General features: G+C 55.2%; 24 protein-coding genes. 16 read left to right on the forward strand and 8 right to left on the reverse strand.

Annotated elements, in window-relative coordinates:
- Positions 1–7: 7 nt before the first annotated feature.
- The gene (locus TH5_RS19705; protein WP_114123293.1) at positions 8–1,003 is read right to left on the reverse strand and encodes a mitochondrial fission ELM1 family protein; all 996 of its coding nucleotides are present in this window, start codon (positions 1,001–1,003) and stop codon (positions 8–10) included.
- 204 nt (positions 1,004–1,207) lie between these two features.
- On the opposite strand from TH5_RS19705, the gene TH5_RS19710 reads away from it, so the two are divergent.
- The 7 genes from TH5_RS19710 (at position 1,208) to TH5_RS19745 (ending at position 10,275) form a co-directional block, all read left to right on the forward strand.
- Positions 1,208–3,247 carry a sensor histidine kinase gene (locus TH5_RS19710; RefSeq protein ID WP_114123294.1) on the forward strand — a complete coding sequence of 680 codons (2,040 nt, stop codon included), beginning with the start codon at positions 1,208–1,210 and terminating at the stop codon, positions 3,245–3,247.
- Between the two features lie 28 nt (positions 3,248–3,275).
- Complete coding sequence (locus TH5_RS19715) at positions 3,276–4,631, forward strand: sigma-54-dependent transcriptional regulator (protein WP_114123295.1); 1,356 nt, start codon at positions 3,276–3,278, stop codon at positions 4,629–4,631.
- Between the two features lie 412 nt (positions 4,632–5,043).
- Positions 5,044–6,039: a TRAP transporter substrate-binding protein gene (locus TH5_RS19720; protein WP_114123296.1), complete on the forward strand. Its 996-nt coding sequence runs from the start codon at positions 5,044–5,046 to the stop codon at positions 6,037–6,039.
- A 29-nt stretch (positions 6,040–6,068) separates the two neighbouring features.
- Complete coding sequence (locus TH5_RS19725; RefSeq protein WP_062959017.1) at positions 6,069–6,644, forward strand: TRAP transporter small permease; 576 nt, start codon at positions 6,069–6,071, stop codon at positions 6,642–6,644.
- A gap of 19 nt (positions 6,645–6,663) precedes the next feature.
- Positions 6,664–8,070, forward strand: a complete 1,407-nt coding sequence (locus TH5_RS19730) for a TRAP transporter large permease (protein ID WP_114123297.1) — start codon at positions 6,664–6,666, stop codon at positions 8,068–8,070.
- 401 nt (positions 8,071–8,471) lie between these two features.
- Positions 8,472–9,728, forward strand: a complete 1,257-nt coding sequence (locus tag TH5_RS19740) for a multidrug effflux MFS transporter (protein ID WP_114123299.1) — start codon at positions 8,472–8,474, stop codon at positions 9,726–9,728.
- A gap of 37 nt (positions 9,729–9,765) precedes the next feature.
- The gene (locus tag TH5_RS19745; protein ID WP_114123326.1) at positions 9,766–10,275 is read left to right on the forward strand and encodes a DinB family protein; all 510 of its coding nucleotides are present in this window, start codon (positions 9,766–9,768) and stop codon (positions 10,273–10,275) included.
- Positions 10,276–10,283: 8 nt separating this feature from the next.
- Here TH5_RS19745 and TH5_RS19750 read toward each other — a convergent pair whose 3' ends face one another.
- The 3 genes from TH5_RS19750 to TH5_RS19760 form a co-directional block, all read right to left on the reverse strand.
- The gene (locus TH5_RS19750; RefSeq protein ID WP_114123300.1) at positions 10,284–11,072 is read right to left on the reverse strand and encodes an enoyl-CoA hydratase/isomerase family protein; all 789 of its coding nucleotides are present in this window, start codon (positions 11,070–11,072) and stop codon (positions 10,284–10,286) included.
- Positions 11,073–11,184: 112 nt separating this feature from the next.
- Positions 11,185–12,918 (reverse strand): SulP family inorganic anion transporter, encoded by a 1,734-nt coding sequence (locus TH5_RS19755; protein WP_114123301.1) that lies wholly within the window; start codon positions 12,916–12,918, stop codon positions 11,185–11,187.
- A gap of 77 nt (positions 12,919–12,995) precedes the next feature.
- Positions 12,996–13,283, reverse strand: a complete 288-nt coding sequence (locus tag TH5_RS19760; RefSeq protein WP_062959012.1) for a helix-turn-helix domain-containing protein — start codon at positions 13,281–13,283, stop codon at positions 12,996–12,998.
- 259 nt (positions 13,284–13,542) lie between these two features.
- Between TH5_RS19760 and TH5_RS19765 the strand changes: the two genes are divergently transcribed.
- Positions 13,543–14,232, forward strand: a complete 690-nt coding sequence (locus tag TH5_RS19765; RefSeq protein ID WP_114123327.1) for an orotate phosphoribosyltransferase — start codon at positions 13,543–13,545, stop codon at positions 14,230–14,232.
- An 81-nt stretch (positions 14,233–14,313) separates the two neighbouring features.
- Here the strand turns inward: TH5_RS19765 and TH5_RS19770 are convergent, their stop codons facing one another.
- Positions 14,314–14,934 (reverse strand): NAD(P)H-dependent oxidoreductase, encoded by a 621-nt coding sequence (locus tag TH5_RS19770; protein ID WP_114123302.1) that lies wholly within the window; start codon positions 14,932–14,934, stop codon positions 14,314–14,316.
- A 93-nt stretch (positions 14,935–15,027) separates the two neighbouring features.
- Here TH5_RS19770 and TH5_RS19775 point away from each other — a divergent pair, with 93 nt between their 5' ends.
- From TH5_RS19775 to TH5_RS19810, 7 genes are all read left to right on the forward strand, one after another.
- Positions 15,028–15,657 (forward strand): TetR/AcrR family transcriptional regulator, encoded by a 630-nt coding sequence (locus TH5_RS19775; protein ID WP_114123303.1) that lies wholly within the window; start codon positions 15,028–15,030, stop codon positions 15,655–15,657.
- Positions 15,658–15,811: 154 nt separating this feature from the next.
- Complete coding sequence (locus TH5_RS19780) at positions 15,812–16,396, forward strand: hypothetical protein (protein ID WP_114123304.1); 585 nt, start codon at positions 15,812–15,814, stop codon at positions 16,394–16,396.
- 177 nt (positions 16,397–16,573) lie between these two features.
- A complete protein-coding gene (locus tag TH5_RS19785; protein ID WP_114123305.1) occupies positions 16,574–17,416 on the forward strand; it encodes a universal stress protein in 843 nt (280 codons plus the stop codon).
- Positions 17,417–17,611: 195 nt separating this feature from the next.
- The gene (locus tag TH5_RS19790) at positions 17,612–19,018 is read left to right on the forward strand and encodes an aspartate aminotransferase family protein (protein WP_114123306.1); all 1,407 of its coding nucleotides are present in this window, start codon (positions 17,612–17,614) and stop codon (positions 19,016–19,018) included.
- Between the two features lie 527 nt (positions 19,019–19,545).
- Complete coding sequence (hemA, locus tag TH5_RS19800; protein WP_114123308.1) at positions 19,546–20,763, forward strand: 5-aminolevulinate synthase; 1,218 nt, start codon at positions 19,546–19,548, stop codon at positions 20,761–20,763.
- A 266-nt stretch (positions 20,764–21,029) separates the two neighbouring features.
- Positions 21,030–21,569, forward strand: a complete 540-nt coding sequence (locus TH5_RS19805; protein ID WP_114123309.1) for a hypothetical protein — start codon at positions 21,030–21,032, stop codon at positions 21,567–21,569.
- Positions 21,570–21,645: 76 nt separating this feature from the next.
- Positions 21,646–22,152 (forward strand): GNAT family N-acetyltransferase, encoded by a 507-nt coding sequence (locus TH5_RS19810; RefSeq protein ID WP_114123310.1) that lies wholly within the window; start codon positions 21,646–21,648, stop codon positions 22,150–22,152.
- A 91-nt stretch (positions 22,153–22,243) separates the two neighbouring features.
- Here the strand turns inward: TH5_RS19810 and TH5_RS19815 are convergent, their stop codons facing one another.
- Positions 22,244–22,987, reverse strand: coding sequence for an SDR family NAD(P)-dependent oxidoreductase (locus TH5_RS19815; protein ID WP_062959002.1), 744 nt, complete (start codon positions 22,985–22,987; stop codon positions 22,244–22,246).
- Between the two features lie 180 nt (positions 22,988–23,167).
- On the opposite strand from TH5_RS19815, the gene TH5_RS19820 reads away from it, so the two are divergent.
- The gene (locus tag TH5_RS19820) at positions 23,168–23,842 is read left to right on the forward strand and encodes an SOS response-associated peptidase (protein WP_114123328.1); all 675 of its coding nucleotides are present in this window, start codon (positions 23,168–23,170) and stop codon (positions 23,840–23,842) included.
- 24 nt (positions 23,843–23,866) lie between these two features.
- On the opposite strand, the gene TH5_RS19825 is transcribed toward TH5_RS19820, so the two are convergent.
- A complete protein-coding gene (locus TH5_RS19825; protein ID WP_114123311.1) occupies positions 23,867–24,055 on the reverse strand; it encodes a hypothetical protein in 189 nt (62 codons plus the stop codon).
- Between the two features lie 215 nt (positions 24,056–24,270).
- Complete coding sequence (locus TH5_RS19830) at positions 24,271–25,128, reverse strand: universal stress protein (protein WP_114123312.1); 858 nt, start codon at positions 25,126–25,128, stop codon at positions 24,271–24,273.
- Positions 25,129–25,259: the final 131 nt, after the last annotated feature.

The raw sequence follows: 25,259 nt of genomic DNA on the forward strand, positions 1-25,259 counted from the left end.
AAGCGGCTTAGGAAACCGGCGCGCTCAGCAATTCAAGGCAACGCTGTGCCACCATGCGGGCCGGTTGCAGGGATGGATGTTTGAACGGTACGATTTCGGTATTTGGCAACAACGGTCGGGCATAATCACCATCATACAATGCCTGATGCAAAAGCTGATGACGCGGGTTTGCGATACCGTCAGGGGCATAGATATAAACCCCGCCCGGTGCGGCTGAGGCCTCGCAACACATTGAAACCGAGTCACCCGTAACAATCAGGATATCCGCCAGCGCCAGATAGCCGAAATACGGATTTTCCGCCTTCGCGTTCCAGTCATGCAGGTGATAGGGCACACCAGATGCTCTCAGCATTTCCGCAATGATCGCCTCGTTTTCCTGCCCGGTGCGGCGGCTGGTCGTCACAAGCAGGCTGCCATCAATCGCCTTTGTGGCCTCGATCGCCCGCCCGGCCAGTTCACGCGCCATGTCGGCGGTAAAAACCGTGGCCTTTGTGCTGCCGCCGATGATCAAGGCAATGCGTGGTTTTGGCAGCCCCTTGAAATGCGGGCGCCAGGTATCGGCTTCGATCAAAAGGCGCGTTTCGGTCACGCGGTGCGGGGCACCGGGAATTTCCAGAACATTGTCACGTGCCGCCATCCGGTCATGGGCGGGAACGGCAATCAGGTCAAACGCCCCCTCGCCCCCGTCCGGACGCATGATCTGGCAAATCCGTGTATGACCGTTGCTTTGCTTTTTGATCCAGCGCGCAATCGGTGCGGTCCGCCGCCCTGCGGCAATCACCAGATCGGGCCAGGGCGCGACAAGACGCGCGCGCGACGCGATATCCACCCCCAAAAGGCTCGCGCGGCGGATAACATTGGGCAGGCGCGCCAGATTGGTATAACCGATATCGATCCGCTTGAAGGGCTGCGCCAGTGCTTCTGCCACGCCGACGGCCTGATTGACGTTTCCGGCGCGATCATCGGCCAGAACCCAGATCAGGTGTGCATCATCATCGGTCATTCAGGGTCGCATCCTTGTCGGACTATTGTTTCCCGTGCAGGCAGGAAGTGCTGGGCCAACGCGGGCACCGGTCACTTTCTGATTGGTACAGACAGTCCGCACTTTTATCAAGCACCTGACGCGCGCAGCCTTTTTCGGCTATGCTTTGTTACCAATATGTCATCATAATACATTGGCATAATCTGAAAGACGGTCCGACGGGAAATGCTCAAGACATCAATATCCGCAAAGCGAAGTGCCCGGCTGGTTTTGGCCGGCATGCTGATATTGCTACCCGTTACCGTCTGGCTGACCACGGAACTGTGGCGCGAAACCCGTCTTGTCGAAATCACCGAGGACGGCCGCAACAAGCTGGAACTTTACCGTTCCAACCTGCAAGGCGCGATCAAGGAACACGAATATCTACCGATCACGCTTGCCAGTGACAAGCGCATCATCGACCTTGCCCTGCATTCCAGCCCGTCAGACGCGGCCGAGGTCAATGTCTATCTGGAAAAACTCGCCGCCGACAGTGGTGCCTCCGACATCTATTTCATGGATCGCAACGGGACGACAATTGCGGCCAGCAACTGGAACAGCGACGCATCCTTTGTCGGGCGCAATTTCGCATTTCGCCCCTATTTCAAACAGGCCGAAGCCGGACTGACCGGCCATTACTTTGCATTTGGCATCACATCGAATGTGCCGGGCTACTACATATCGCATCCGGTGCGCCCGAACGGCACGGAATTCGAAGGTGTGATGGTGGTGAAAACCCATCTGGAAACACTGGTGCAACGCTGGGCACGTGGGAATGAAAACGTTCTGGTGACCGATGAAAACGGCATTGTCATCATTACATCCCGACCCGAATGGCGGTTCCGCGATCTGATTGGCATCTCCCCCGAAGACCGCCCGGAATTAATGCTGTCGCGCAAATACGGCGAATATCCGCTAGATCCAATGCCGGTTCACCAGGGCGAATGGCCCGGCAATGACGGAATCGGCATCCTGTCCCTTGCCCCGGCACAGGTCATACCCCCCGAAGCCCTGCAGTCAGGCCAGCCCGCCACCACAAATGCAGGAGCGGAAGCCGCGGAAAAAACCCCAAAAGATGCCAAACCCTATCTGGTAATCCGAAGCCCCCTGCCCAAACAGGGCTGGAACATTTACCTGCTGACCGACAAGGCGGTTCTGGATCAGTCGATCCTGACCGCCGGTTTCATTGGCGGGGCGATGCATATCATCATCATGGGAACGATATTTGTTCTGCTGCAACGCCGCCGCGCGATGCTTGAACAAATCGAAATTCGTGACTGGTCGCAACGCGAACTGGAACGTCAGGTGCGGCTTCGTACCGCCGACCTCATGAGCACCAACCTGCGCCTTGCCGAGGAAATCAGCGAACGCCGCCGCACCGAAGATGCCCTGCGCACGGCACAGGCCGAACTGGTACAGGCAGGCAAACTTGCCGCCCTTGGCCAGATGTCGGCAGGCATAGCGCATGAAATCAATCAGCCGCTGACCGCCATTCGAAGCTATGCCGAAAATGCGTTGAAATTCATTGCGCGCGGCAATGACGAAACTGCCAGCCGCAATCTGGGCCGGATTTCCGAACTGACCGAACGCATGGGCCGGATCACCAACCATCTGAAAACCTTTGCCCGCCGCCCCAAACACGATACACACCCCGTTGCCCTTGCCGGTCCACTTGAAAAGGCGATTGACCTTTTGCGCGAAACCGGGCGGGCCGGACTGGCCGATATCCGTTATCAGACACTTGAAAACCTACCACTGGTCACGGCCGAGGAAAACCAGCTTGAACAGGTTTTCCTCAATATCCTGAGCAACGCCGCCGATGCCTGCCGCGATGAGGAATTCCCGCAGATCGGGATTATGCTCGAAGAAAAGGATGGCCGTGTTCTGGTCGCGATTACCGATAACGGCCCCGGTATCCTGCCCGAAAACCTGCCCAAACTTTTTGATCCGTTCTTTACAACCAAACCGTTTGGCGACGGTTTGGGGCTTGGGCTTTCGATCTGTTATGGCATCATGCGCAGCTTTGGCGGCACGATACGTGCGGAAAACCGCCCGACAGGCGGGGCCTGTTTCACGATTGAATTGCGATGCATAGAACAGGTGCCCGGGCATGAAGGCACATCAACCTCGACGTCATCGCCGATGCCTGATACAACATCCGCCCAAACTGCCGAAACAGAAGGCGTGGAAACGGATCTGCTGGTACATCGTATGATCGCCCCGTGATCCGGAACGGATTAAAAGGGGAAGGCATTTGAACAACTCGGCCCATTGCGTTCTATTTGTCGATGACGACGAAGATGTGCGGGAAGCCGCACAGCAAACGCTGGAACTTGCCGACATCCCTGTCGAATGCCACAGCGACGCCGGTTCGGCGCTGGAACGCATTCGCCGCGGCTGGCCCGGAATCCTGATTACCGATATCCGCATGCCGCGCATGGATGGCATGGAATTGCTATCCCAGATCCGTAAAATCGAACCGGAAATGCCAGTGATCCTAGTCACCGGGCATGGTGACGTTGCCACCGCGGTGCGTGCGATGCGCGAAGGCGCGTTTGATTTCATCGAAAAACCGTTCGACCCGGATCATTTCATCGATGTCGCACGCCGCGCCATGGCCCATCGGCAGTTGGTTCTTGAAAACAGGACGCTCAAGGCCGAACTGGCCCGCCACAGCAAGGAAGTATCGGGCCTGATCGGTCGCACGCCTGCCATGGAAAAGCTGCGCACGCTGATTGGCAACATCGCCGCGACCGATGCCCATGTCCTGATCAATGGGGAAACCGGGGCTGGCAAGGAAGTGGTTGCGCGCACCCTGCACGAGGCATCCGGTCGCCCCGGCCAGTTTGTGGCAGTCAATTGCGGCGCAATGCCAGAAAACCTGATTGAATCCGAACTTTTCGGCCACGAAGCGGGTGCCTTCACCGGGGCAGAGAACAAGCGTATCGGCAAATTCGAATTTGCCGACAAGGGCACCATGTTCCTGGATGAAATCGAAAGCATGCCGCTATCGCTTCAGGTCAAACTGCTGCGGGTTTTGCAGGAACGCGCGCTGGAACGGCTGGGCTCGAACAAATTGCAACCTATTGATTTGCGCGTCGTGGCCGCAACCAAGATTGATCTGCGCGAGGCATCGTCACGCGGGGCATTCCGCGAAGATTTGTATTACCGCCTGAATGTCGTGCAACTTCACATCCCGCCGCTACGTGATCGCAAGGATGACATCCCTCTTCTGTTCCAGCATTTCATGAAAGAAGCGCAAGGAAGGTTCGGGCGCGAATTCGCGCCACTAAACGGCACCGAAATCGCACGTCTGACCGGGCATGACTGGCCGGGAAATGTCCGCGAATTGCGCAATGCAGCCGAACGCCGGGTTCTGGGCCTTGATCCGTTTGCCGGCGACAGCGCGCAGGCAATTGAAAATGTCCTGTCCCTGCCCCGGCAGGTCGAAGCATTTGAAAAAGGCGTGATTTGCGAGGCACTGCGCCAGCATGGCGGCCATGTAACGGCAACGGTCAATGCACTGGGCGTTCCGCGCAAAACCTTCTATGACAAACTTGCCAAATACGGCATCGTTCCGGCTGAATTCCGCAACAAGTCGGACGACTGATACCCACTTTGCCAATCTGCCCGTAGGCATCGATTATGGGTTTCCAATATCACTGGTCGGGAACCGATTTTCCGACCGGCTTTGGTATTGGTCCTACCAATGGCGCGCCGTGATTGTGCGCAAAATCCCCTAATCGATAAAAAATTTGCATTTTCAACTTGAGATATTGTGCGGAAGACCGCACATTGCGAAAGAAGGATGTGCGGGAAAGACAACAAAAAGAAGAACTTACGCTGCACCGCACCATCACGAAATACACTGCAAACCGCTGATATTACTTATCGTAATGGCAGATATGCAGAACTGGCCCGGCAATTGCAGTGTTGCATCCCAGCGCCAAACGGCGACCTGAACGACGCCGATAACTGGCGCGCTACTGGGAAAACGCACAAAGCTTATAGGGAGACTATTGATGCGTCCGATTACCAAAAAACTTCTCGCAACCAGTGTTGCAATGGCAGCTGTTCTTGGCATGACCAGCGCAGCATCCGCACAGGTTGTTGTCAAATATGCCCACGTGGTTGCCCCGAACACCCCGAAGGGTCAGGGCGCTGAGTACTTCAAAAAACGTGCCGAGGAAATCCTTGGCGACAAGGTTAAAGTCGAAATTTACCCGAACTCGCAGCTGTTCGACGACGACAAGGTTCTGCCGGCAATGCTGCGCGGTGACGTTCAGCTTGCTGCTCCGTCGCTTGCGAAATTCGGTAAGTGGACCTCGAAGCTCGGCCTGTTCGATCTTCCGTTCCTGTTCAACGACATGGAAGCTGTTGAATGCTTCCAGAAAGGTGAAAAAGGCCAGGAGCTTCTGCTTTCGATGGCTGACAAGGGTCTCACCGGTCTTGGTTACTGGCACAACGGCCTGAAACAGCTTTCGGCCAACAAGCCGCTTTTGACCCCGGCTGATGCCGCTGGTCTGAAATTCCGTATTCAGAGCTCGGACGTTCTTGCTGCCCAGTTCGAAGCTGTTGATGCCGTCCCGCAGAAAATGGCATTCGCCGAAACCTATTCGGCACTGCAGACGGGCGTTGTTGACGGTCAGGAAAATACCTGGTCGAACATCTATTCCCAGAAGTTCTTTGAAGTTCAGGATTACATCACTGAATCCAACCACGGTCTTCTCGACTATCTCGTCGTGACCTCGACCAAATGGTGGGACGGTCTTGATCCGGAAATCCAGGCTGGCCTGAAACAGGCCATGGACGAAGCAACCGAATACTCAAACGGTCTGTCGGGCAAACTGGCCGACGAACAGCGCCAGCTGATCGTTGATTCGGGCGAAACCGAAATCGTCAAACCGTCTGCTGACGATGTCAAAGCATGGCGCGAAGCCATGAAGCCTGTCTGGGCTCAGTTCGAAGGTGATATCGGTGCCGATCTGATCGAAGCCGCCGCCGCCTGCAACAAGTAATTCCTCGAACCTAGAGGACCGTTACCGCTATGATTAAAACGGTCGTTGACCGGCTGGAGGAGGGCATTATAGCCCTCCTTCTCGCCGCTATGACGGTACTGACTTTCGTCAATGTCGTTCTTCGTTACGGCTTCAATTCCGGTATGACCTGGTCGATGGAAATCACCGAATTTCTGTTTGCCTGGCTTGTGCTTTTCGGCATGTCTTATGGCGTCAAGGTCGGATCCCATATTGGGGTCGATGCCCTTGTGCAGCTGTTTGCAAAACCTGCCCAGCGCATCACCGGTATCTTTGTTGCCCTCGTCTGCATGACCTATGCCGCGCTCATTCTTTATGGCGGATGGGAAAGCATGACCTTCTATCACATGATCGGTATCGAGGCCGAAGATTCCCCGATCCCGATGTGGGTGGTCTATCTGATCCTGCCGCTTGGCGGTGCGTTGCTGCTGTTCCGTCTCGGACAGGTCCTGTGGCGTATTCTTTCGGGTCAGCAAAACGGATTCTCGCTTGCCGACGAGGCACGCGAGGCGATCGAAACCATTGGTGAAGGCGATGAAGCCGAAGCCATGGCCGACGGCATGGTCCGTCGCGACAACGATAAATGATCGCGGGGGAACGCCTTAAATGACAATCGCATATCTGTTCATCACGCTGTTTGCGTTGATGGCGCTTGGCACCCCGATCGGCGTGGCGCTGGGCCTGTCATCCATCACCACCATCCTGTTCTTCGGATCGGACTCGCTTGCGACCCTGATCGAAAAACTGTTCAACGGGATGGAACATTACACCCTTCTGGCCATTCCGTTCTTTATCCTTGCCTCGACCTTCCTCTCGACCGGTGGGGTGGCGCGTCGTCTGATCCGCTTTGCTGTTGATACGGTTGGCTGGTTCCATGGCGGCCTTGCCATGGCGTCCGTTCTGGCCTGTATGCTGTTTGCCGCAGTTTCGGGCTCCAGCCCGGCCACGGTTGTTGCCATTGGTTCGGTGGTCATCGCCGGCATGATCAAATCGGGTTATCCGCGCAACTTTGCCGCAGGGGTGATCTGTAACGCCGGTACGCTTGGCATTCTGATCCCGCCATCCATCGTGATGGTGGTCTATGCCGCCGCAACCCAGGTGTCGGTCGGTCGCATGTTCCTTGCCGGCGTTATTCCCGGCCTGATCGCCGGTCTGATGCTGATGGCAGTGATCTATATCGTCGCCCGGATCAAAAAGCTGCCCAAACAGGATCGTCCGAGTGCTTCGGAGTGGTTTGAAGGCCTGTTTTCCGCATCCGGTGGCCTGCTTCTGGTGGTTGTGATCATGGGCGGTATCTATGGCGGGATCTTTACCCCGACCGAAGCCGCGGCCGTCGCATCCGTCTATGCCCTACTGGTTGCTATCGTGTTTTATCGCGATATGGGCCCGATCAAGGGTGTTGCATGGGTTCCGGAAAAAGGCATGGGTGTGGGCGCTATCGTTGGCTACAACCTGCCTAAAATCGGCAAGGCCATCGCGCTGATCCCGTTCGACAAGGATATCCGCCACGTGCTGCTGGAGTCCGGCAAAGTGACCATCATGCTGATGTTCATCATTGCCAACGCCATGCTGTTTGCCCATGTGCTGACATCCGAACGCATTCCGCACACCATTGCTGAAACCATCATCAACTGGGGTCTGGAGCCTTGGGCTTTCCTGATCGTGGTCAACATCATCCTGTTGATTGCGGGCAACTTCATGGAACCGTCGGCCATCCTTCTGATCATGGCACCGATCCTGTTCCCGATTGCGATGAAGCTTGGAATCGATCCGATCCATCTGGGCATCATCATGGTCGTGAACATGGAAATCGGCCTGATCACGCCGCCGGTCGGGCTTAACCTGTTCGTGACATCGGGTATCACCGGCATGTCGCTGGTTCAGGTGGTTCGTGCTGCCCTGCCTTGGCTGATGATCCTGCTGGTCTTCCTGATTATCGTGACATACATACCGGCAATTTCGACATGGCTTCCGACCATGCTGATGGGCCCGGAAAAGGTCATGAACTACTAGGTCAGGCGAGAACCGAAAACCTTGCAAACGGCACCCCATCGCGGGTGCCGTTTTCTTTTGCGGCCTGTATTCTTTTGCCGCGTCAGACGGTTATATGCATAGCTGATATTCAGGCTGTCAAAATCGCCGGGCTGGAAAAAACAGAATTTCCGTGGATAATGGCACAAATTGAATCGTTTCAGGCTGCGATCCACCCGGCCCCGCCACCCGCAACGGTACGGCCTTCCTGATGCCACTGCCATATCTGACCGGAATTTTGCCCAGCCCGTTATCCGGGTCTCGGCGGCTTGCCACCATTCCCTGTCGTTACGGCCGGCCTTAAGGGAACCCGTTAAAGACCGATACTGGAAACCGGACGGATCACGCCCCACCTGCCACCAGAAGAAACGGATACGGAAGTCATGGCGAATACAGATGCCAGCCCCCCGATCAATACGCAGCGCCTTGCGATCCTGCTTGCCGCCCTGATCGCGACCGCGCCATTTGCGATTGATACCTACCTGCCTGCCATTCCGGCGATGGCAGCCGATTTTGGCGCGCCGACGCATAATGTCGAAGTATCAATCAGCATGTTCCTGATCGGTTTTGCCCTGGGGCAGTTGATTGGCGGGCCGCTTTCGGATCGTGTCGGTCGTCGTCCGGTCGCGTTAATCGGGCTTGTGATTTACATCATCACCAGTGCAATCATCATCTTTGTCGACAGTTCCCTGTCGCTGAATGTCATGCGCTTTATCCAGGCGATTGGCGGCGGCTTTGCCCTTGTGATTGTCGGAGCATCGGTGCGCGACCTGTTCGATGGCAAGGATGCCGCGCGCATGTTTGCCCTGATCGCGGTGATCATGATGATTGCCCCGTTGGTCGCTCCAACGGTTGGTTCGGCCCTGCTGGTCTATTTCCAGTGGCAGGCGATTTTCGTCCTGCTGGTCATATATGGCAGCGTCATGCTGGTGATTGTTTGGTTCAAGTTACCCGAAACCACCAAACTGCGCCCACGCTATGCCGGACCGGCACGGCGGGTGTGGTGGACCTATCTGGAAGTCCTGCGCACCCGCAAGGCAGTTGGTTTCATGCTGGCCCACACCGGGGCAAGTGCGGTCATGTTCAGTTTCCTGACCGACAGCCCGTTCATGTATATTGATTATTTCGGCGTATCACCAAGCCAGTTCCCATATCTGTTCGGGGCGAATGTCATTGTCATCGTGATCTGCAACCGGCTGAACAATCCGTTGCTGAAACGGCTTGAATGCCATCAGATACTGGCGATTGGCACCTCCCTTCAACTGGCGGCGGTAATCGGATTGTTCATTGCGGTGAATGTGTTTGAACCATCTCTTTATGCCGTGGTACCGCTGATTATGGTCGCTGTCGGCATGATTGGGTTGACAGCGCCAAACGCAACCGCGGCCTTCATGCAGTATTTCCCACATATCGGCGGGACGGCCACCGCCTTGATGGGGACCATACAGTTTGCCACCGGCGCATTGGCAGGCACCATCATCGGGCAGGTTCATGACGGCAGCCTCCTGCCCGTGACCGCATCGATGCTGGCCTTTGGCATTTTCGCCAATGTCATGGTTCATTTTGTGGCCGAGGCAAAACAGATCGAACAGCCTGCCCCGGCCCAAACCGACGATGCCGTCGCGGTTGCCGCAGATTAAGTACAGACCGGTTAATGCCAACAAGGAGCCCCACCAGATGGCAAAGATGAATTTCAACGATTACGGCCGCGCCATGGCCAAATATAACAGCTGGCAAAATAGCGTTCTGTACGATCTTTGTGATCAGATCGGTGACGAGGAACGCCGCCGTGATCGTGGCATATTTTTAGGCTCCATCCATGCAACGCTTAATCATCTGCTATATATCGATCACCGCATCCTCGGCATCCTGAAAACCGGACAGGCCGAGCCATTTGATGCTCGCACCATCATGGCCGATGATTTCGAAATGCTCGGCAAAATGCGGATCGAAACCGACGCGGCAATCGCTGAATTTGTCGATTCCAGCGATCATGGCTGGCAGGATGATATTCGCGAATTGATGGGGCTGGATGGCGTAACCCGCAAATTGCCGCGCCAGCTTTTCCTGATGCAGCTTTTCAACCACCAAACCCATCACAGATCACAAATCACAAGCGAGCTGCACAAGATGGGTCTGGATTACGGCATTACCGACGTGCCGCTGACACCGGACTTGCCGTTGTGATCTGACCGTTACCTGCCTTCAAACACCGCTTTTCGTTTTTCAAGAAAGGCGGTGTAGCCTTCCTTGAAATCCGCACTGTCAAAAGCCCGGTATCCTTCGTCAAACTCCCTTGCGTCAATCGAACCGCCTTCTTTCAGGCGGTTGATCATTTTCTTGTGCAGGCGCTGGGTGATAGGTGCGCCCGCGGCAATCCGGGCTGCTGTCGCGGTTATTTCCGCATCAAACGCGTCAAGCGGGACATGGCGGGCGATAAAGCCGATTTCACGCGCACGTTCGACATCAAACACCTGCCCTTCCAGCAGGATTTCAAACAGAGCAGCCTCGCCTAGCAGATCGAGCATGATCTGCAATTCCGGATAGCCCAGCGTCGCGCCAAGCTTCATCGGCGGCACCGCGAATTTTGCATTATCGGCTGCAATCCGTAAATCGCAGGCCGCAGCCAAGACAAAAGACGCCCCGATGCATGGCCCATCAATCGCGGCAATCACCGGATGCTGGCAAACCCGAAGTGCCTGTAATGCTTCGGCATGGAGCATTCCGTAATCGCGCGCCTTTTCAAACCCGTCGCGCTCGCGGACAAATTCATGAATATCCGCCCCGGCACCAAAACCGGCGCCGCTGCCCCCGCGAATAACGATACAACGCAGGTTGCTGTCCCCACCAAGATCGTCAGCAATCCGGGCAAGCTCCCCCCACATCGGCTTGGTCAGCGCATTTTTGCGCTCCGGCTGTGAAATGGTGATGGTTGCAATCCCGCCGTCATTGATATCGACGACAAGTCCGGTTTCCTGCGACATGGCAGTGCCTTTCAGCTTAATTCGGTAAAGCTATACCAGATAAACCCAAAACCGGATTTTGCCAATGCCTGACAAAGGCTTGGGTCATTGTCACTGTCTTTGCGATCGCAACTCAGGATGCCGTAACGTTACGCAATCCATGCGCGCGAAGGCGCCCGACTGCCTTCTCGATATCGGTTTCATAATGAACCAGCGGCGGCTTGATGCCATGTGCAAACAGTTCCCGCCGAAGATCATGCGATGTGCCGGTCAGAATCACCTCTATCCCGCGCCCGCGTGTTTTGCGGGCAAGTCCAGCAATCGTATTGGCCGCAGTTGAATCGAGAAACGGCACGGCGGCAAAATCAATGATCAGTGCCTTGTGCGTATCGCCAATCCGGTCCAGAACCGATCCGATGGATGCCGCTGCCCCGAAAAAGAACACGCCGGTAATCCGGTAAATCATGATGTCGGGATCGGTTGTCGATGAAATATCGGATGCCCCGGCACCGCCAGTCGTACCGTCCGCCCGGTCTTCGGACACGAACGGGCTGTGGGTGGCAATCGCGGTTGTTTTCGACATGCGCTGAATAAACAAAACCGATCCCAGGGCAAAGCCGACCACAATGGCCTCCAGCAGGTCACGGAAAATCGTCAACAGGAACGTCGCCAGCAACACGGCAGCATCGCCTCGCGATGCACGCAACAAAGTGGCAAAGGCATGCTTTTCGATCATGTTCCACGCGACAATCGCCAGTACCCCGGCCAGACTTGCCAACGGAATGAAACTTGCCAGCGGGGCCGCCACCAGAATGAACAGCAGCAAAAACAGCGCATGCAGAACCCCGGCAACCGGACCATGCGCACCCGCACGGATATTGGTTGCGGTACGCGCGATCGTGCCGGTCACGCAAATGCCGCCAAACAGGCCCGATGCCATATTGGCCACCCCTTGGGCCACCAGTTCGCAGTTTGACCGGTGATGCCGCCCAGTCATGCCATCTGCCACAACGGCCGACAAAAGCGACTCAATTGCACCCAGAAGCGCAAAGGCAATCGCATTGGGCAAAACGGCCTGCACTTTCTCAAGGGTGAATTCCGGAAGCGCCGGTGCCGGAAAATCGCCCGGAATGCCACCAAAGACGCTGCCGATTGTTGATACTGGCAAATTGAAAAATGCCGTTGCCACGGCTGCACAGGCGACCGCAATCAGCATGCCCGGCCAGTGCGGGCGCACCCGTTTGGTGCCGATGATCACAAGGATCGTCGCCCCCGAAAGAGCAACCGTTACCGGATCGATCCCCGGCAAAGCGTCCCAGATCGCCGGAAGTTTTTCCAAAAGCGGCCCCGGCTCCGCCCCCGACAGGGTCAGCCCCAACAAATCCTTGATCTGGCTTGCGAAAATGATCACCGCAATCCCGGCGGTAAAGCCAACCGTCACCGGATAGGGAATGAATTTGATATAGGTGCCAAGCTTCAGTGCCCCGATGGCCAGCAACATCACGCCTGACAGGATGGTTGCAATAAGCAACCCGTCCAGTCCGTGCGCCTGCACCGTGCCCGCAACCAGAACGATAAACGCCCCCGCCGGTCCACCAATCTGAAAACGGCTGCCGCCCAGAAGCGACACCAGAATGCCACCAACAATCGCCGTATAAAGCCCTTGTGCGGGGGAAACGCCTGACGCAATTGCAATAGCCATCGATAGCGGCAGGGCGACAATCGCCACTGTCAAACCGGCAATGGCGTCACAGCGAAGCTCGCTAAATCCGTAACCTTCACGCAGGACAGTAACAAGTTTCGGTGTAAACAGTTCGGCATATCCGGGTTCGGATGCCGGATTGATCTTCGAGGCTCTGGTTTCCATAGTCTCCGGCAGCCTTGCAAAAGGCGGCGGGATCGTCGGCATAAGTCGGCGGTCGCCGTCGCAAAATTCGTTGCGTTTTATTCCTCGCCCTGCCCGTTATCCCGGGCAGATCGTGTTTCGGGTTCCTTCAGGCGCACACCGCGCCCGGTCGCAATGCTCGGTGCCTGATCACCAATCAACTCGATCCCGGCCCGGTCTAGTGCATCAACCACCTTGGCCAGCGTATCGACCACACCGCGCACATTGCCCTTGCTGGACTCCATTCGCTGGATGGTTGGCACAGAAATCCCGGCCATCTCAGCCAGTGTTTTCTGATCAATGCCCAGCAACGCACGCGCCGCACGCATTTGCCCCGCGGTAATCATAAGGCGTATCCTTCATTCACACATGAACAAAGCCTAACAAAACGCATTTAAAACTACAATTATGATATCTCAGACATCAATAGTGATATTTCAGGTCAGCACTGTGTTATTCGCATCCGGTCCGGTTGCCCGCAAATTTGCCTCCGACATAACAGGGCACCTGATCCTGACCAGCTGGACAGCGGCTTTTCTTTGCGCTTTGCGTCCAAAAACGTTAAGAGGTGCGCAAATATTCGATCCGGAAAAGGGTATAGTCGCCATGACCAACGAAACTTCGACCGCGCATTGCTCGTATGCCGCCAAAACCGTCGCAAAGATTTTGCTTGATATCGGGGCTGTGAATTTCCGCCCGGAAGAGGCCTATATCCTGACATCAGGCTGGGCAAGCCCGGTCTATATCGACTGCCGCAAACTGATTTCCTTCCCGCGTGCGCGCCGCAAGGTTATCGAACTAGCCGCCCGTCAGGTTTCCGACAAGGCCGGATACGAAGCATTCGATGCCGTTGCCGGTGGCGAGACAGCAGGTATCCCCTATTCCGCATGGCTGGCCGATATTCTTGACCTGCCGATGCAGTATGTCCGCAAAAAGCCGAAGGGCTTTGGCCGCAAGGCACGGATCGAGGGTGACATCCACGAAGGCCAGCGCGTTCTTCTGGTCGAAGACCTTGCCACCGACGGCGCATCGAAGGTCAATTTCGTTAATGCCATCCGTGAAGCCGGTGCCGAATGCAAGCACGCCTTTGTCGTGTTCTTCTATGGTGTGTTCCCCAACGCGCTTGAGGAACTTAAAAAGGACGACATCGAACTGCATTATCTGGCGACCTGGGCCGATGTTCTGGCCGTTGCCGAAGAAGGCGAATATTTCCCCAAAGAAGCCATCGAAGGCGTTCGGGCCTTTCTTGCCGATCCGATCGGCTGGTCCAAAGCCAATGGCGGCAAGCACGACTAAGCCAGCAGCACATTGCCAAATACAAACGCCCGCAGATTTTCCCTGCGGGCGTTTTACTTGTGATGGTCGGTCTGTCGGTATTTACCCCGCCATTTCCAGTTCGGGCCTTGTTACCTTTGCCGGGATTGCGGCCCCGATATTGCGTGCCTTTTTAAGGTGTTCCGCCGGATCATTCCCATCGGCCAGCAACATCAATTCCGATGTCGCGACCTCTATGCCGCAATAATCAAAAATACCCTGATGGATTTGCAGATTCATCGCCCCGAAATATCCATGCCGGGCAAAGGTGCCAAGCCCTGCACCACCAATCGCGACAAGATGAACCTTCAGATGGTTCAGCTTTTTGATCACCTTTTCACCGTCAATATCCTCATAGGCCCAGCCATTTGAAAACACCCGGTCGATCCAGCCTTTCAGGATTGCGGGCATCGACCACCAGTAGATCGGAAAAACCAGCACCAGCGTATCGGCGGCATCAATCCGCCTTTGTTCGGCAAGCACATCGTCTGGAAACGGTGCCCTCATCTCGAAGGCCGCGATATCGTCCTGATTGAAACGCGGATCAAACCCTTCCTCCGACAGATCGGCAAGCTCGAAACTGTGTTCGGGACCGGCATCCTCAATACCCTGGCCGATATGATTGGCAACCGCATGACTGAACGAACCGGAATTTGGATGGGCGACAACAACAAGCGCGTGCATGACATACCTCCTTGCTAAGCAATTGCCACTCAACGGCAATCACTATATACTATAAGTAAGTTACTTTCTGTAAGTTACGTTTGGTATATAAAGATGTCAAGCAGCGTCGCAAAAAAGTCCCCCTCACATACTCCACGCAAACGGATGGCGCGCGAAGATCGCAACCGTCAACTTCTCGACGTTGCATGGAAGATGATCCATGACGATGGGACCGAGGCACTAAGCCTTGGCAATCTTGCCGAACAGGCCGGGGTCACCAAGCCCGTGGTCTATGACCATTTCGGAACACGATCGGGTTTGCTGATTGCGCTGTATCAGGATTACGATCGACGTCAGACTGCATTGATGGACTCTACCCTTGCACAAAGCAGCCATACCCTGCACGACAAGGCATCGGTGATCGCATCGGCCTATGTTGATTGCGTGCTGTCACAGGGGCGCGAAATTTCGGGTGTCATTGCATCACTTGCCGGATCGCCGGAACTGGAACAGGTCAAACGTGACTATCATATTCTGTTCATCGATAAATGCCGCGATACCCTGTCGCCTTTCAGCCCGACCGGTAAAATACCTATGCCGCGTCTTTGGGGCTTTCTAGGCGCTGCAGAATCCCTTTCTTACGCAGCGGCAACCGGCGAAATCACTGCAGATCAGGCAAAACAGGAACTGTTTGAGACCATCATAGCGATGGTTTCGCGTGATACGCATGACTCCAGAGACTGATGACGTCATTGCTATCACACGCCCTTTTCTGGACATCGGGTTTAACAGGGTCCAATATATTCCAAAGCAAAAGCAAGGCCGTACGATAAATGGCACTGTCAGGTTATGGGAACGGCCCGGGCGCATCCTCGCTTTGCGGCCAAAGGAGCAACTCATGAACATCCGAAGAGCCGGCCCCCTGTCCGGTCTTGTTGTTTCCGCTTTGATACTGTCGGGATGCGTGCAACCCACCGCACAAAACAATCCCACCGCCGATATGACGACGGAAATTGTCACCCCGTGGGGAACCACGGTTGCGGCATCCTCTTCACCCGGCTCCATGTCTGCCGCTGGCGCAAATGCAGCCAATGGCAAATTCGTTGTGGCCTCCGATCCGAAAATGACCACCATCACCGAAATGCAGCGCCAGCAGATCGACGAGGCGCGCGTCGCCCTTGGCATCCTTGATCGCATGGCACAACGCTGTGTTCAGGACAACGATCCGGCGGCCTGCAATACACTTCAGACCAACTGGCCAACCCTGTCACAGCAATTGCGCAAAAGCCTCTCGATCATTTCGGGTGACAGCATGGGGCGCATGCCATCCGCCGGTGCGCCAATAATGAGCAACCCGACCACCGCGGGAGCAATACCCGGCCTGGTGACATCCCCTGCCCCTGCTCCGACAACGATGCCGCAGAACGGTGCACCTACCATGGAAAAGACCATTCCGATGATGTCCAACCCCGTTGATGGCTGATGCCGTTTACCCAAGGTCATTTTCTCGCCACAGGGTCACGTGATACTCAAATACACGCGATAAGTGCAATTTGAGATAGAACAAAGAACGCCACCACTGATCGCATTAGACTGCTTCTCATAACCACGCTAGCCGCCTTGATCGAAGGCGGTGCTGCCCGGAAAAGGAGACTGGCAGATGTATCGGGATATCCTTGTTCATATCGACAATTCAGCCCCTTGCGTACAGCGCCTTTCAGTTGCCCTGAAAGTTGCCAAGGCGCAAAAAGCCCATCTGACCGGGCTGTTTCTTCTGCCCTATGCCGAAATTCCACGTTTCATGGAAGTTCAGATTTCCCAGGAAATCGTCAATCAGCAGCGCGCGGCCATGGCCGAAACCGCCAAGGACGCCAAGCGCGACTTCGCCAAAGCCTGCGAAGACGCCGGTGTTACCTTCAGTTGGCAGGAAACGCCATGCTCGGCAGCCGAGATTGCCGACACGGTTGCCATGTATGCCCGCCATCATGACCTGACGGTTCTGGGCCAGTATGACCCGGACAGCGCTGATCCGTCCTCGACCTCTGAAATGCCTGACAAGGCCATTCTTACCGCAGGCACCCCGGTTCTGGTTGTGCCTTATGCCGGTCGGTTCGAAACGATTGGCGAACGCGTTATGGTTGCATGGAAACCGTATCGCGAAGCTGTCCGTGCGGTAAATGACGGCATGGCGTTTCTTGAAAATGCCAAATCGGCCCTCGTTCTTTGTGCAGATCCAAACAAGGGCGCCCGTGACTCCATTCCTGTTCCCGGTGTCGATATCGGTTCGCGGCTTGAACGCCACGGGGTGAATGTCCGCAAGGAAAACATGAATGCCAGCGGCATCAGCGTTGGCGATCTTCTGCTGTCGCGTGCGGCCGATGAAAGCATCGACCTGATCGTTTGCGGTGCCTATGGCCGCCCGCGCCTGCGTGAATTGATGATGGGGGGTGTGACACAGCATCTTCTGCGTCACATGACGGTGCCGGTTCTGATGTCGCACTAGGCTGCGACCAACGACATCGTTACCAAGCCGGCCGGTGCCCTTGCCCGGCCGGTTTTGTTTGTCGGTTTCGTTTTTGCCGATCGCGCCAAAGATCTTCGCCAAAGCATGGTCCAACTAATGATTCCCATGCCGGAAATAGCTGACTAAAGTGCCTGAGAGCATCAGGATATTTCCTGCACGAAACAGAGGTTCGCCATGACCACCAACGCCACCACCACGACAATCGATACTGCCCCGACCGCCAAAGGCAATTCCGCAGCCAGCCGCGATATCGCAAGCTATCTTCATCCCTATACCAACCTTGCCACTCACGAAAAAACCGGGCCGCATATCATTTCAAAGGGTCACGGGATTTATGTGACCGATGACAATGGCCGCGATTTTATCGAAGGCATGGCCGGTCTTTGGTGTGCGTCGCTGGGATTTGGCGAAAATCGCCTCGTGAAAGCCGCGACAAAGCAGCTTGAAACCCTGCCCTATTACCACACCTTCGCATCGCGCAGCACCAACCCGGCGATTGACCTGGCCGAAAAGCTTTTGGAACTTGTACCTGTCCCGATGTCCAAGGTTTTCTTTGCCAATAGCGGATCAGAAGCAACTGATTCCGCGGTCAAGATGGTCTGGTATTATCACAATGCGATTGGCCAACCGGAAAAGAAGAAGATCATTTCGCGCAAGAAGGGCTATCACGGGGTGACAGTGGCTGCGGCCTCGATGACGGGGCTTCCGGGCAACCACAAAATGTTTGATCTGCCGATTGACCGCATCATCCATACCGAAACCCCGCATTACTGGCGCGAGGCCCAGCCCGGCGAGGAAGAAGAGGATTTCGCAACCCGTCTTGCCGAACAGCTTGAAGACCTGATTCAGGCAGAAGGTCCGGAAACCATCGGGGCGTTTATCGCCGAACCGATCATGGGAGCCGGTGGCGTGATCGTGCCGCCGCGCACCTATTTCGAAAAGGTGCAGGAAGTTTTGGACCGGTACGACATCCTGTTTATCGCCGACGAAGTCATATGCGGATTTGGCCGGACCGGACGGATGTTTGCCACCGAAACCTTCCGGCTTAAACCCGACATGATCACGGTCGCCAAGCAGCTTTCATCGGCCTATCAGCCGATTTCGGCCCTGTTCATCAATGACAAGATTTATCAGGCAGCGAAAAAGGCATCCGACGAGATCGGCACATTTGGCCACGGCTTTACTTATTCCGGCCATCCGGTCGCGGCGGCCGTTGCGCTTGAAACTCTTAGAATCTATGAGGATGACGGCATTATCGACCATGTCCGCAATGTCATGTCGCCATTCCAGAAACGCCTCAAGGATCTCAATAAATTCGAACATGTCGGCGAAACCCGTGGGCGTGGCCTGATCGGGGCGTTTGAACTGGTCGATGACAAATGCCTGAAAACCGGGATGCAGCCAACGGGCTTCGCCGGAAAGGCCGTTGTCGCAAAATGCCTGGAGCATGGCGTGATCCTGCGTGCACTTGGCGATAGTGTCGCCTTCTGCCCGCCACTGATCATTACCGAACAGCAGGTCCACGATATGTTCGATAAGGTCGAAGCGGCTCTTGGGGATTGGCATCACAGCCTCGGCTGAACCAGCCCAAAGCATAAAACCTTTAAAAAACAATCAGATGCCGCTACATCAAAAAAGATATAGCGGCATTATTATAGCGATAAACGTTCAATTAATGGCAATTGATAGATTTTATTGCTTGTTTGAATTGATTTAATTGTGGGTCGGAAGTCCTTTCAAAACCTTGCCAAATGCGATCAATAGCGCCAAATTGGGAACAGGAATTGAACGGGGAACTGCCCAACGCCTCGAGTGATGGCAAGATCGACAAACAATGAATGGACGCCTTCTTTGACAGCTTGGTTCGCAGCAACACTGAAAACGACAATCGAAGTGAAACTGGAATCGCTTTAAAATTTTTGACAAGGGTCAATGCCAAGTCGGCAGCCATGTCCGATAAGGAAGTTATCAAGACCCGGTCAAACGGGACCATGCTGATCCGGAAATGTACGCATATCCGGCCAGGACCAGAGCTTTGCCAAGGGTGAGAGAACGGGATGAAAGACAGCCCGTACCTGCGGTAAAGAGACAGGCGAAAGACACAAAAGATGAATTATAACACCTTCTTTAAAGACGCGTTGTCCGGCCTCAAGGCTGAAGGCCGTTACCGCGTATTCGCCAATCTTGAACGCATCGTCGGTGAATTCCCCAAAGCCATGTATCATCCGGGAAATGGTGATGCACCGCGCAAAATTACTGTCTGGTGTTCAAACGACTATCTCGGAATGGGCCAGCATCCCACGGTTCTTGAAGCCATGCAAAACGCCGTCACCGGTCAGGGCGGCGGTGCAGGAGGCACACGCAATATTTCCGGTTCCAACCATCTGCATGTCGCGCTCGAGCAGGAGCTCGCCGATCTGCATGGCAAGGAAGCCGCCCTTCTGATGACATCGGGCTATGTTGCCAACTGGACGACGTTATCGACCCTTGGCTCGAAACTGCCTGATTGCGTGATCATTTCCGACTCGTTTAACCACAACTCCATGATCGAAGGCATGCGCCATTCCAAGGCGGAACGCCGGATCTGGAAGCATAACGATGTCGAACATCTTGAAGAAATCCTGCGCAACCTGGGGCCGAACCGGGCCAAGATCGTCGCGTTCGAGTCCGTTTATTCAATGGATGGCGATATCGCCCCGATTGGCGAAATCCTTGATCTTTGCGAAAAATACAACGCGATTTCATATCTCGACGAAGTCCATGCGGTTGGCATGTATGGCCCGCGCGGCGGCGGCGTTGCCGAACGCGATGGCGTAATGGACCGCGTTGACATCGTCCAGGGCACGCTTGCCAAGGCATTTGGCGTGATCGGTGGCTATATCGCGGCCAAACATGAAATTGTCGATTTCGTACGCAGTTTCGGTAATGGCTTTATCTTCACCAGCTCCCATCCACCCAGTATTGCGGCCGGAGCACTGGCCTCGGTCCGCCACCTCAAAGACAGCAATATCGAACGCGAAGCCCAGAAAGAACGTGCGGAAACGCTGCGCGAACGCATGCGGACCGCCGGTCTTCCGGTGATGGATGCGCCAAGCCATATCGTACCGCTGATGGTGGGCGATGCCGCAATGTGCAAGGAAGCCAGCGACCGCCTGCTGTTTGATCACGACATTTATGTCCAGCCGATCAACTATCCTACCGTACCACGGGGCACTGAGCGCCTGCGTTTTACGCCGGGCCCGCTTCATAATGATGAATTGATCAATCATCTGATCGACTCGCTTCTGGTGGTTTGGGGGCAGCTTGGTATTGCCAAAGCAGCCTGAGGCTTGAAATCCCTCTGCATATGACAGAAACCGAAGGCCGTGGATTATCGACGGCCTTCTTTTTTTGTCTGCCACCCATTGCTGGAGCACCTGTCTGCATATCGGGGAATGGTTGTTCTCGTGATGCGGTTGTTTGCTTTCGAAACTTCCCATCCTATATTGAAGCGGTTGCCATCACACGGTGTTGGAACAGAAACCATTTGCCACCTTGCAATTAAGAACCGTTCGCGTTAACTTCGATGCCTGCAACATGACAGGGATCGTTTATGTATTCGGATAGAACCTTGCTGCCCAAAGAATGTCTGCGCCTGTGCGCACTTGGCACCCTTGCCCTTTCCGATAAACCGATCAGCTATGCCGATCTGGCCAATTCAGTGCGCCATTTTACCGCCCATATCATGGGACCGTCGCTTGATATGATGGGGAGTTCCCTTCAGCTTCTTAAGCTTGAAGGGTTGGTACGCGAAGATTGCAACAGCGGGTCATATTCGGATGCGCAATTGTCACTGACCAAAGCCGGGCACGACAAGTTCAAGGAACTGATGCGGGGAACACTTCGCGATACATCAGGCGAGCTTTCGCGACTTGTGATGGCGCTTAAAATGCGTTTCCTGCATTTACTGGATGATGAGACACGCCGCGACCAGATCGAAATCCTACATGATGTTTGTGAACTGGAACTTGATCGCGTTCTGGCACTGCGTGAAGAACATGCGAAAGAGGCCGCTCCGTTCACCGGATGGCTTGACATGGAAGCGCGTCGACTGGAACAAAAGCGCGATTGGCTGAAAAGTCTGTTGGCCTAATTCCAATTCCCGTTATAGTCGAGAGACAGACCTGCAGGTAGCGGGTGCCAAGTCACAGGATGGGACGGGTCCGATCATGCTTATCCGCGATGAGACAGAGGCCGATATTCCGGCCATCCACGCGTTGCTGGCGAGTGCGTTTGCAACCGCGCCACATAGCCAGCAAACCGAACACCTGATCGTTGATGCATTGCGCGACAAGGGCCGGTTGAGCCTGTCACTCGTGGCAATCGAAGATGATGAACTTGTCGGTTGCGTTGCCTTTTCACCGGTAAAAATCGATGGCCGAGAAAGCGACTGGTTCGGTCTTGGCCCGGTTGCGGTCAACCCCGACCGACAGGGCTTGGGCATCGGATCGGAGTTGATCCAGGCTGGGATCGCCAGACTGCGCGTCAATGATGCAGCTGGCTGCGTGGTTCTTGGTGAACCAGGCTATTACAGCCGCTTTGGCTTTGCCCCCCTGCCCGATCTGAAACTGGAAGGCGTTCCCGAACAGTATTTCATGGCCCGACCGCTGATTGATATTGTTCCAGTGGGAAATGTTGATTATGACCCGGCCTTTTATATCGCCCCTCAGAACTGACCAATAGAAAACAGCCGGAACTTCCAAGCTGTCAGTCGTTTGATCGCTTATCATCAACAGCTGTTGCTGCCCCGTTGATCCGGATTTCGGCTCAGTACAAATGCTGCCCGCCGGTTACAAAAATTTCCGTGCCGGTGACATAGCTGCTGTCTTCGCCGACCAGATAGTGCACCGCGGCCGCCACGTCTTCGGGGGTGCCCATACGGTTCATGGGAATACGCGGGACCAGTGCCTCGTATTCCGGGGAAATCATTGCGGTTTTGATTTCGCCGGGGGCAACAGCATTAACCCTCACGCCAAGTTCGGCAAATTCCACCGCCATTTCGCGGGTCAGACCGGACAATGCCGCCTTTGACGTCGAATAGGCCGATCCGGCAAAGGGATGGACATAATGACCTGCGATCGAGGTGATGTTGCAAATCGCCCCCTTGCCCCGGTGCAGGGCGGCGGCAAAGCCACGCGACAAAGTCAGCGGAGTAAAGAAGTTCAGTTCGAACACATCACGCCATGCCTCGATATCGCCATTCAGGCAGCCCAGCCGTTCCTTGTAAGGCGTTTTGGGCGATACACCTGCATTGTTCACCAGCGCATGCAGCGGATCATCGCCCAGCACTTCGTTGGCTTGTTTGATGAAAAGTTCGACATCTTCGGGTTTGGAAAGATCGGCGGCGATATGAATACCCTGTGCCGGATCACGCGGGCAACTGGGCGGCGGGGCTTCACGTGAACAGCAAATCACCCGCCAGCCACGCGCGGCAAAATAACCGACCGTAACATGGCCAATTCCACGGCTTGCACCGGTCAGGACAACGGTTTTCGGGGCATTGGCATTCATTGGGCCGCTCTTTCAAATCCCGCGCGCCGAAGTGGCGCGTTATATTTTATCGTCATGTTCTTATAGCATTACGGTCCGTCGCAAGCACGCATCGCAACACGCGCTCCTATATAGGACGAAGGTTGTGTCAAAACCAGTCAAACGGCTATGATCATTGTCAATTCAGGAACGGACAATCCAATGTGCAGCCAATATCAGCTTATCAGCGACATGAACGCGTTTCAGACACAACTGGCCATCGATCTTGGGGATGTTATTCGTAGGCAGGTGTCCGATTTTACCGAGCAGCAGGATGACGAAAGCCAGAGTGATGACTCGGCGTTTGAAAACCTCTCGGGCATTCGTCGCCCGACAGATCCGGTCATTGTCGTCCTGCCCGGTCAGAAACCAGCCCTGCGGCGCTGGGGTTTAAGCGTTTCGAACCTGAATGCACCACTGATCAATGCCCGTGCCGAAACCCTTGATCAAAAGCCGACCTTTCGACCGTTGCTCGAACGGCGATGTTTGATCCCGGCCACAAGCTGGTTTGAATGGCGCAAGGACGGCGCAGTCAAACACAAAACCCGCATCACCCTACCCGATCATCAGCCGGTGCTGTTTGCCGGGCTTGAAAACGGAACCGAGGCGGTGATTATCACCTGCGTCCCCGCGCCCTCGATCGCGCATATCCACGACAGAATGCCCGCCTTAATCGGGCCGAACCATATCGCCGGATGGCTTGATCCCGCCAATCGGTTTGACACTGTGCGTCACATGCTGAGTCCGGTGCCCGATCATGTTCTGAAATGGTCCGAAGATTTGCAAGACGGCCCTAAAACCGCCAAGCAGGATGACGGCCAGATCAATCTGTTCTGATCAATCAGGCACGGATTTGACGGGTTATTCGCTATCCACGTCGTTCGCCGCGCAGGGCGCTGCATTGCAAGTGCTAACAGGTTTGGCAGCAGCACCATCATACCCGGCGACAACCGCACCAAGATCGGGCAAACCGACATTCCGGCGGGCAAGTTCCCGGGCCAGATCTTCGGACATGGAAGCGAAATCAATGACATCGCGAAGTGATAACATGGGAATTCCCCTGCCAGACGTTTCTTCCACCGTGCGGAACACCTCGTTCCGGGTTTGCGCCCATGGGGTTCCGTCTTTGTAAGATTTTGGTAACGGTGGCGGGTTTTCTTCGCAGACGCAACAAAAAAAGGCGCAGAAGACTGCGCCTTTAGTGTCATATACCAATGATCATACAAATAATCATCCGGATTTCAGGATGTTACGTGACCTATGGGTCAATGCATTATCCAAAGCGGCAAAGTGCATTTTGCCAGTATATCCTGCGTCACCCCGCCAAGGATCATTTCCTTGAAACGTGAATGGCTGTACGCACCCAGAACAATGCTATCGGCACCGACCTTTTCCGCCTCGGATATCAAGGCACTAGCAACATGCGACTGTTCGGACAATTCCGACACCCGTGCCTCGACTCCGTGCCAAAGGAACTGTTCGGCCAGTGCCTTGGCACACGCACGACCATGGGGGACTTCACCAACACTGACGATGGTGACTTCCTTGGCCGTGCGCAGAAGTGGCATGGCCGATGTCACGGCGCGCGCGGCTTCGACACCGCCATTCCAGGCAATCACGACTTTTTCACCAACGGTTTCGGGTGTTTTTTCCGGCGCAACCAGTAACGGGCGACCGGTTTCCATCAGGGCGGCATCAAAGGTTAGCGACGCTGCTGCTTCGCGCGGATCGCGTCCAATCACGACAAGATCAAACAAACGACCACGTCGTGCGACCGTTTCGTCCTCCCGACCGTTATCCCGCCGCCATGCGCAGGTCGCCTGAAGGTCAGGCATCGGAACCGCAGCCTCGGCAACGGCAGCGGCATCGCGTGCCGCGTCATATGCTGCACGCCCGCGGGTTTCACGTCGCTGGGTTTCGCTTTCTGCAGCCCGCATCATTTCTTCGATGATCAGACCCGACATGCCTTCACCGACAATCGGAATCGCATCCTGAGGTTCGGCCGCGACAAACAGTGCTTCGAGATGTGCATTAAATCTTTTGGCCGTCCGAAACGCCAGATCAAGTACTCGCTGGTCTATATTCGAACCTGCCACCGGAGCCAGAATCGTTCTTACTGCCATCGCACTCACTCCCGAGATTGGTGTGTCTTTCGACACATATGCCTTGTTGCGGTCAGTTCAACGCGTCAAAACGTCATGCAGGCCTATTCTGCAACTGCAAAACGCATCTTTCCTTGTTCAAGATCAAAACT

Source organism: Thalassospira xianhensis MCCC 1A02616 (assembly GCF_003326475.1).
Lineage (GTDB): Bacteria > Pseudomonadota > Alphaproteobacteria > Rhodospirillales > Thalassospiraceae > Thalassospira > Thalassospira xianhensis.

What these genes read in the sequence shown, in the direction of transcription:
- TH5_RS19705 (WP_114123293.1), bottom strand. Translation starts at nt 1,003, where the DNA reads ATGACCGATGATGATGCACACCTGATCTGGGTTCTGGCCGATGATCGC.
- TH5_RS19710 (WP_114123294.1), top strand. Translation starts at nt 1,208, where the DNA reads ATGCTCAAGACATCAATATCCGCAAAGCGAAGTGCCCGGCTGGTTTTG.
- TH5_RS19720 (WP_114123296.1), top strand. Translation starts at nt 5,044, where the DNA reads ATGCGTCCGATTACCAAAAAACTTCTCGCAACCAGTGTTGCAATGGCA.
- TH5_RS19725 (WP_062959017.1), top strand. Translation starts at nt 6,069, where the DNA reads ATGATTAAAACGGTCGTTGACCGGCTGGAGGAGGGCATTATAGCCCTC.
- TH5_RS19730 (WP_114123297.1), top strand. Translation starts at nt 6,664, where the DNA reads ATGACAATCGCATATCTGTTCATCACGCTGTTTGCGTTGATGGCGCTT.
- TH5_RS19740 (WP_114123299.1), top strand. Translation starts at nt 8,472, where the DNA reads ATGGCGAATACAGATGCCAGCCCCCCGATCAATACGCAGCGCCTTGCG.
- TH5_RS19745 (WP_114123326.1), top strand. Translation starts at nt 9,766, where the DNA reads ATGGCAAAGATGAATTTCAACGATTACGGCCGCGCCATGGCCAAATAT.
- TH5_RS19750 (WP_114123300.1), bottom strand. Translation starts at nt 11,072, where the DNA reads ATGTCGCAGGAAACCGGACTTGTCGTCGATATCAATGACGGCGGGATT.
- TH5_RS19755 (WP_114123301.1), bottom strand. Translation starts at nt 12,918, where the DNA reads ATGGAAACCAGAGCCTCGAAGATCAATCCGGCATCCGAACCCGGATAT.
- TH5_RS19760 (WP_062959012.1), bottom strand. Translation starts at nt 13,283, where the DNA reads ATGATTACCGCGGGGCAAATGCGTGCGGCGCGTGCGTTGCTGGGCATT.
- TH5_RS19765 (WP_114123327.1), top strand. Translation starts at nt 13,543, where the DNA reads ATGACCAACGAAACTTCGACCGCGCATTGCTCGTATGCCGCCAAAACC.
- TH5_RS19770 (WP_114123302.1), bottom strand. Translation starts at nt 14,934, where the DNA reads ATGCACGCGCTTGTTGTTGTCGCCCATCCAAATTCCGGTTCGTTCAGT.
- TH5_RS19775 (WP_114123303.1), top strand. Translation starts at nt 15,028, where the DNA reads ATGTCAAGCAGCGTCGCAAAAAAGTCCCCCTCACATACTCCACGCAAA.
- TH5_RS19780 (WP_114123304.1), top strand. Translation starts at nt 15,812, where the DNA reads ATGAACATCCGAAGAGCCGGCCCCCTGTCCGGTCTTGTTGTTTCCGCT.
- TH5_RS19785 (WP_114123305.1), top strand. Translation starts at nt 16,574, where the DNA reads ATGTATCGGGATATCCTTGTTCATATCGACAATTCAGCCCCTTGCGTA.
- TH5_RS19790 (WP_114123306.1), top strand. Translation starts at nt 17,612, where the DNA reads ATGACCACCAACGCCACCACCACGACAATCGATACTGCCCCGACCGCC.
- hemA (WP_114123308.1), top strand. Translation starts at nt 19,546, where the DNA reads ATGAATTATAACACCTTCTTTAAAGACGCGTTGTCCGGCCTCAAGGCT.
- TH5_RS19805 (WP_114123309.1), top strand. Translation starts at nt 21,030, where the DNA reads ATGTATTCGGATAGAACCTTGCTGCCCAAAGAATGTCTGCGCCTGTGC.
- TH5_RS19810 (WP_114123310.1), top strand. Translation starts at nt 21,646, where the DNA reads ATGCTTATCCGCGATGAGACAGAGGCCGATATTCCGGCCATCCACGCG.
- TH5_RS19815 (WP_062959002.1), bottom strand. Translation starts at nt 22,987, where the DNA reads ATGAATGCCAATGCCCCGAAAACCGTTGTCCTGACCGGTGCAAGCCGT.
- TH5_RS19820 (WP_114123328.1), top strand. Translation starts at nt 23,168, where the DNA reads ATGTGCAGCCAATATCAGCTTATCAGCGACATGAACGCGTTTCAGACA.
- TH5_RS19825 (WP_114123311.1), bottom strand. Translation starts at nt 24,055, where the DNA reads ATGTTATCACTTCGCGATGTCATTGATTTCGCTTCCATGTCCGAAGAT.
- TH5_RS19830 (WP_114123312.1), bottom strand. Translation starts at nt 25,128, where the DNA reads ATGGCAGTAAGAACGATTCTGGCTCCGGTGGCAGGTTCGAATATAGAC.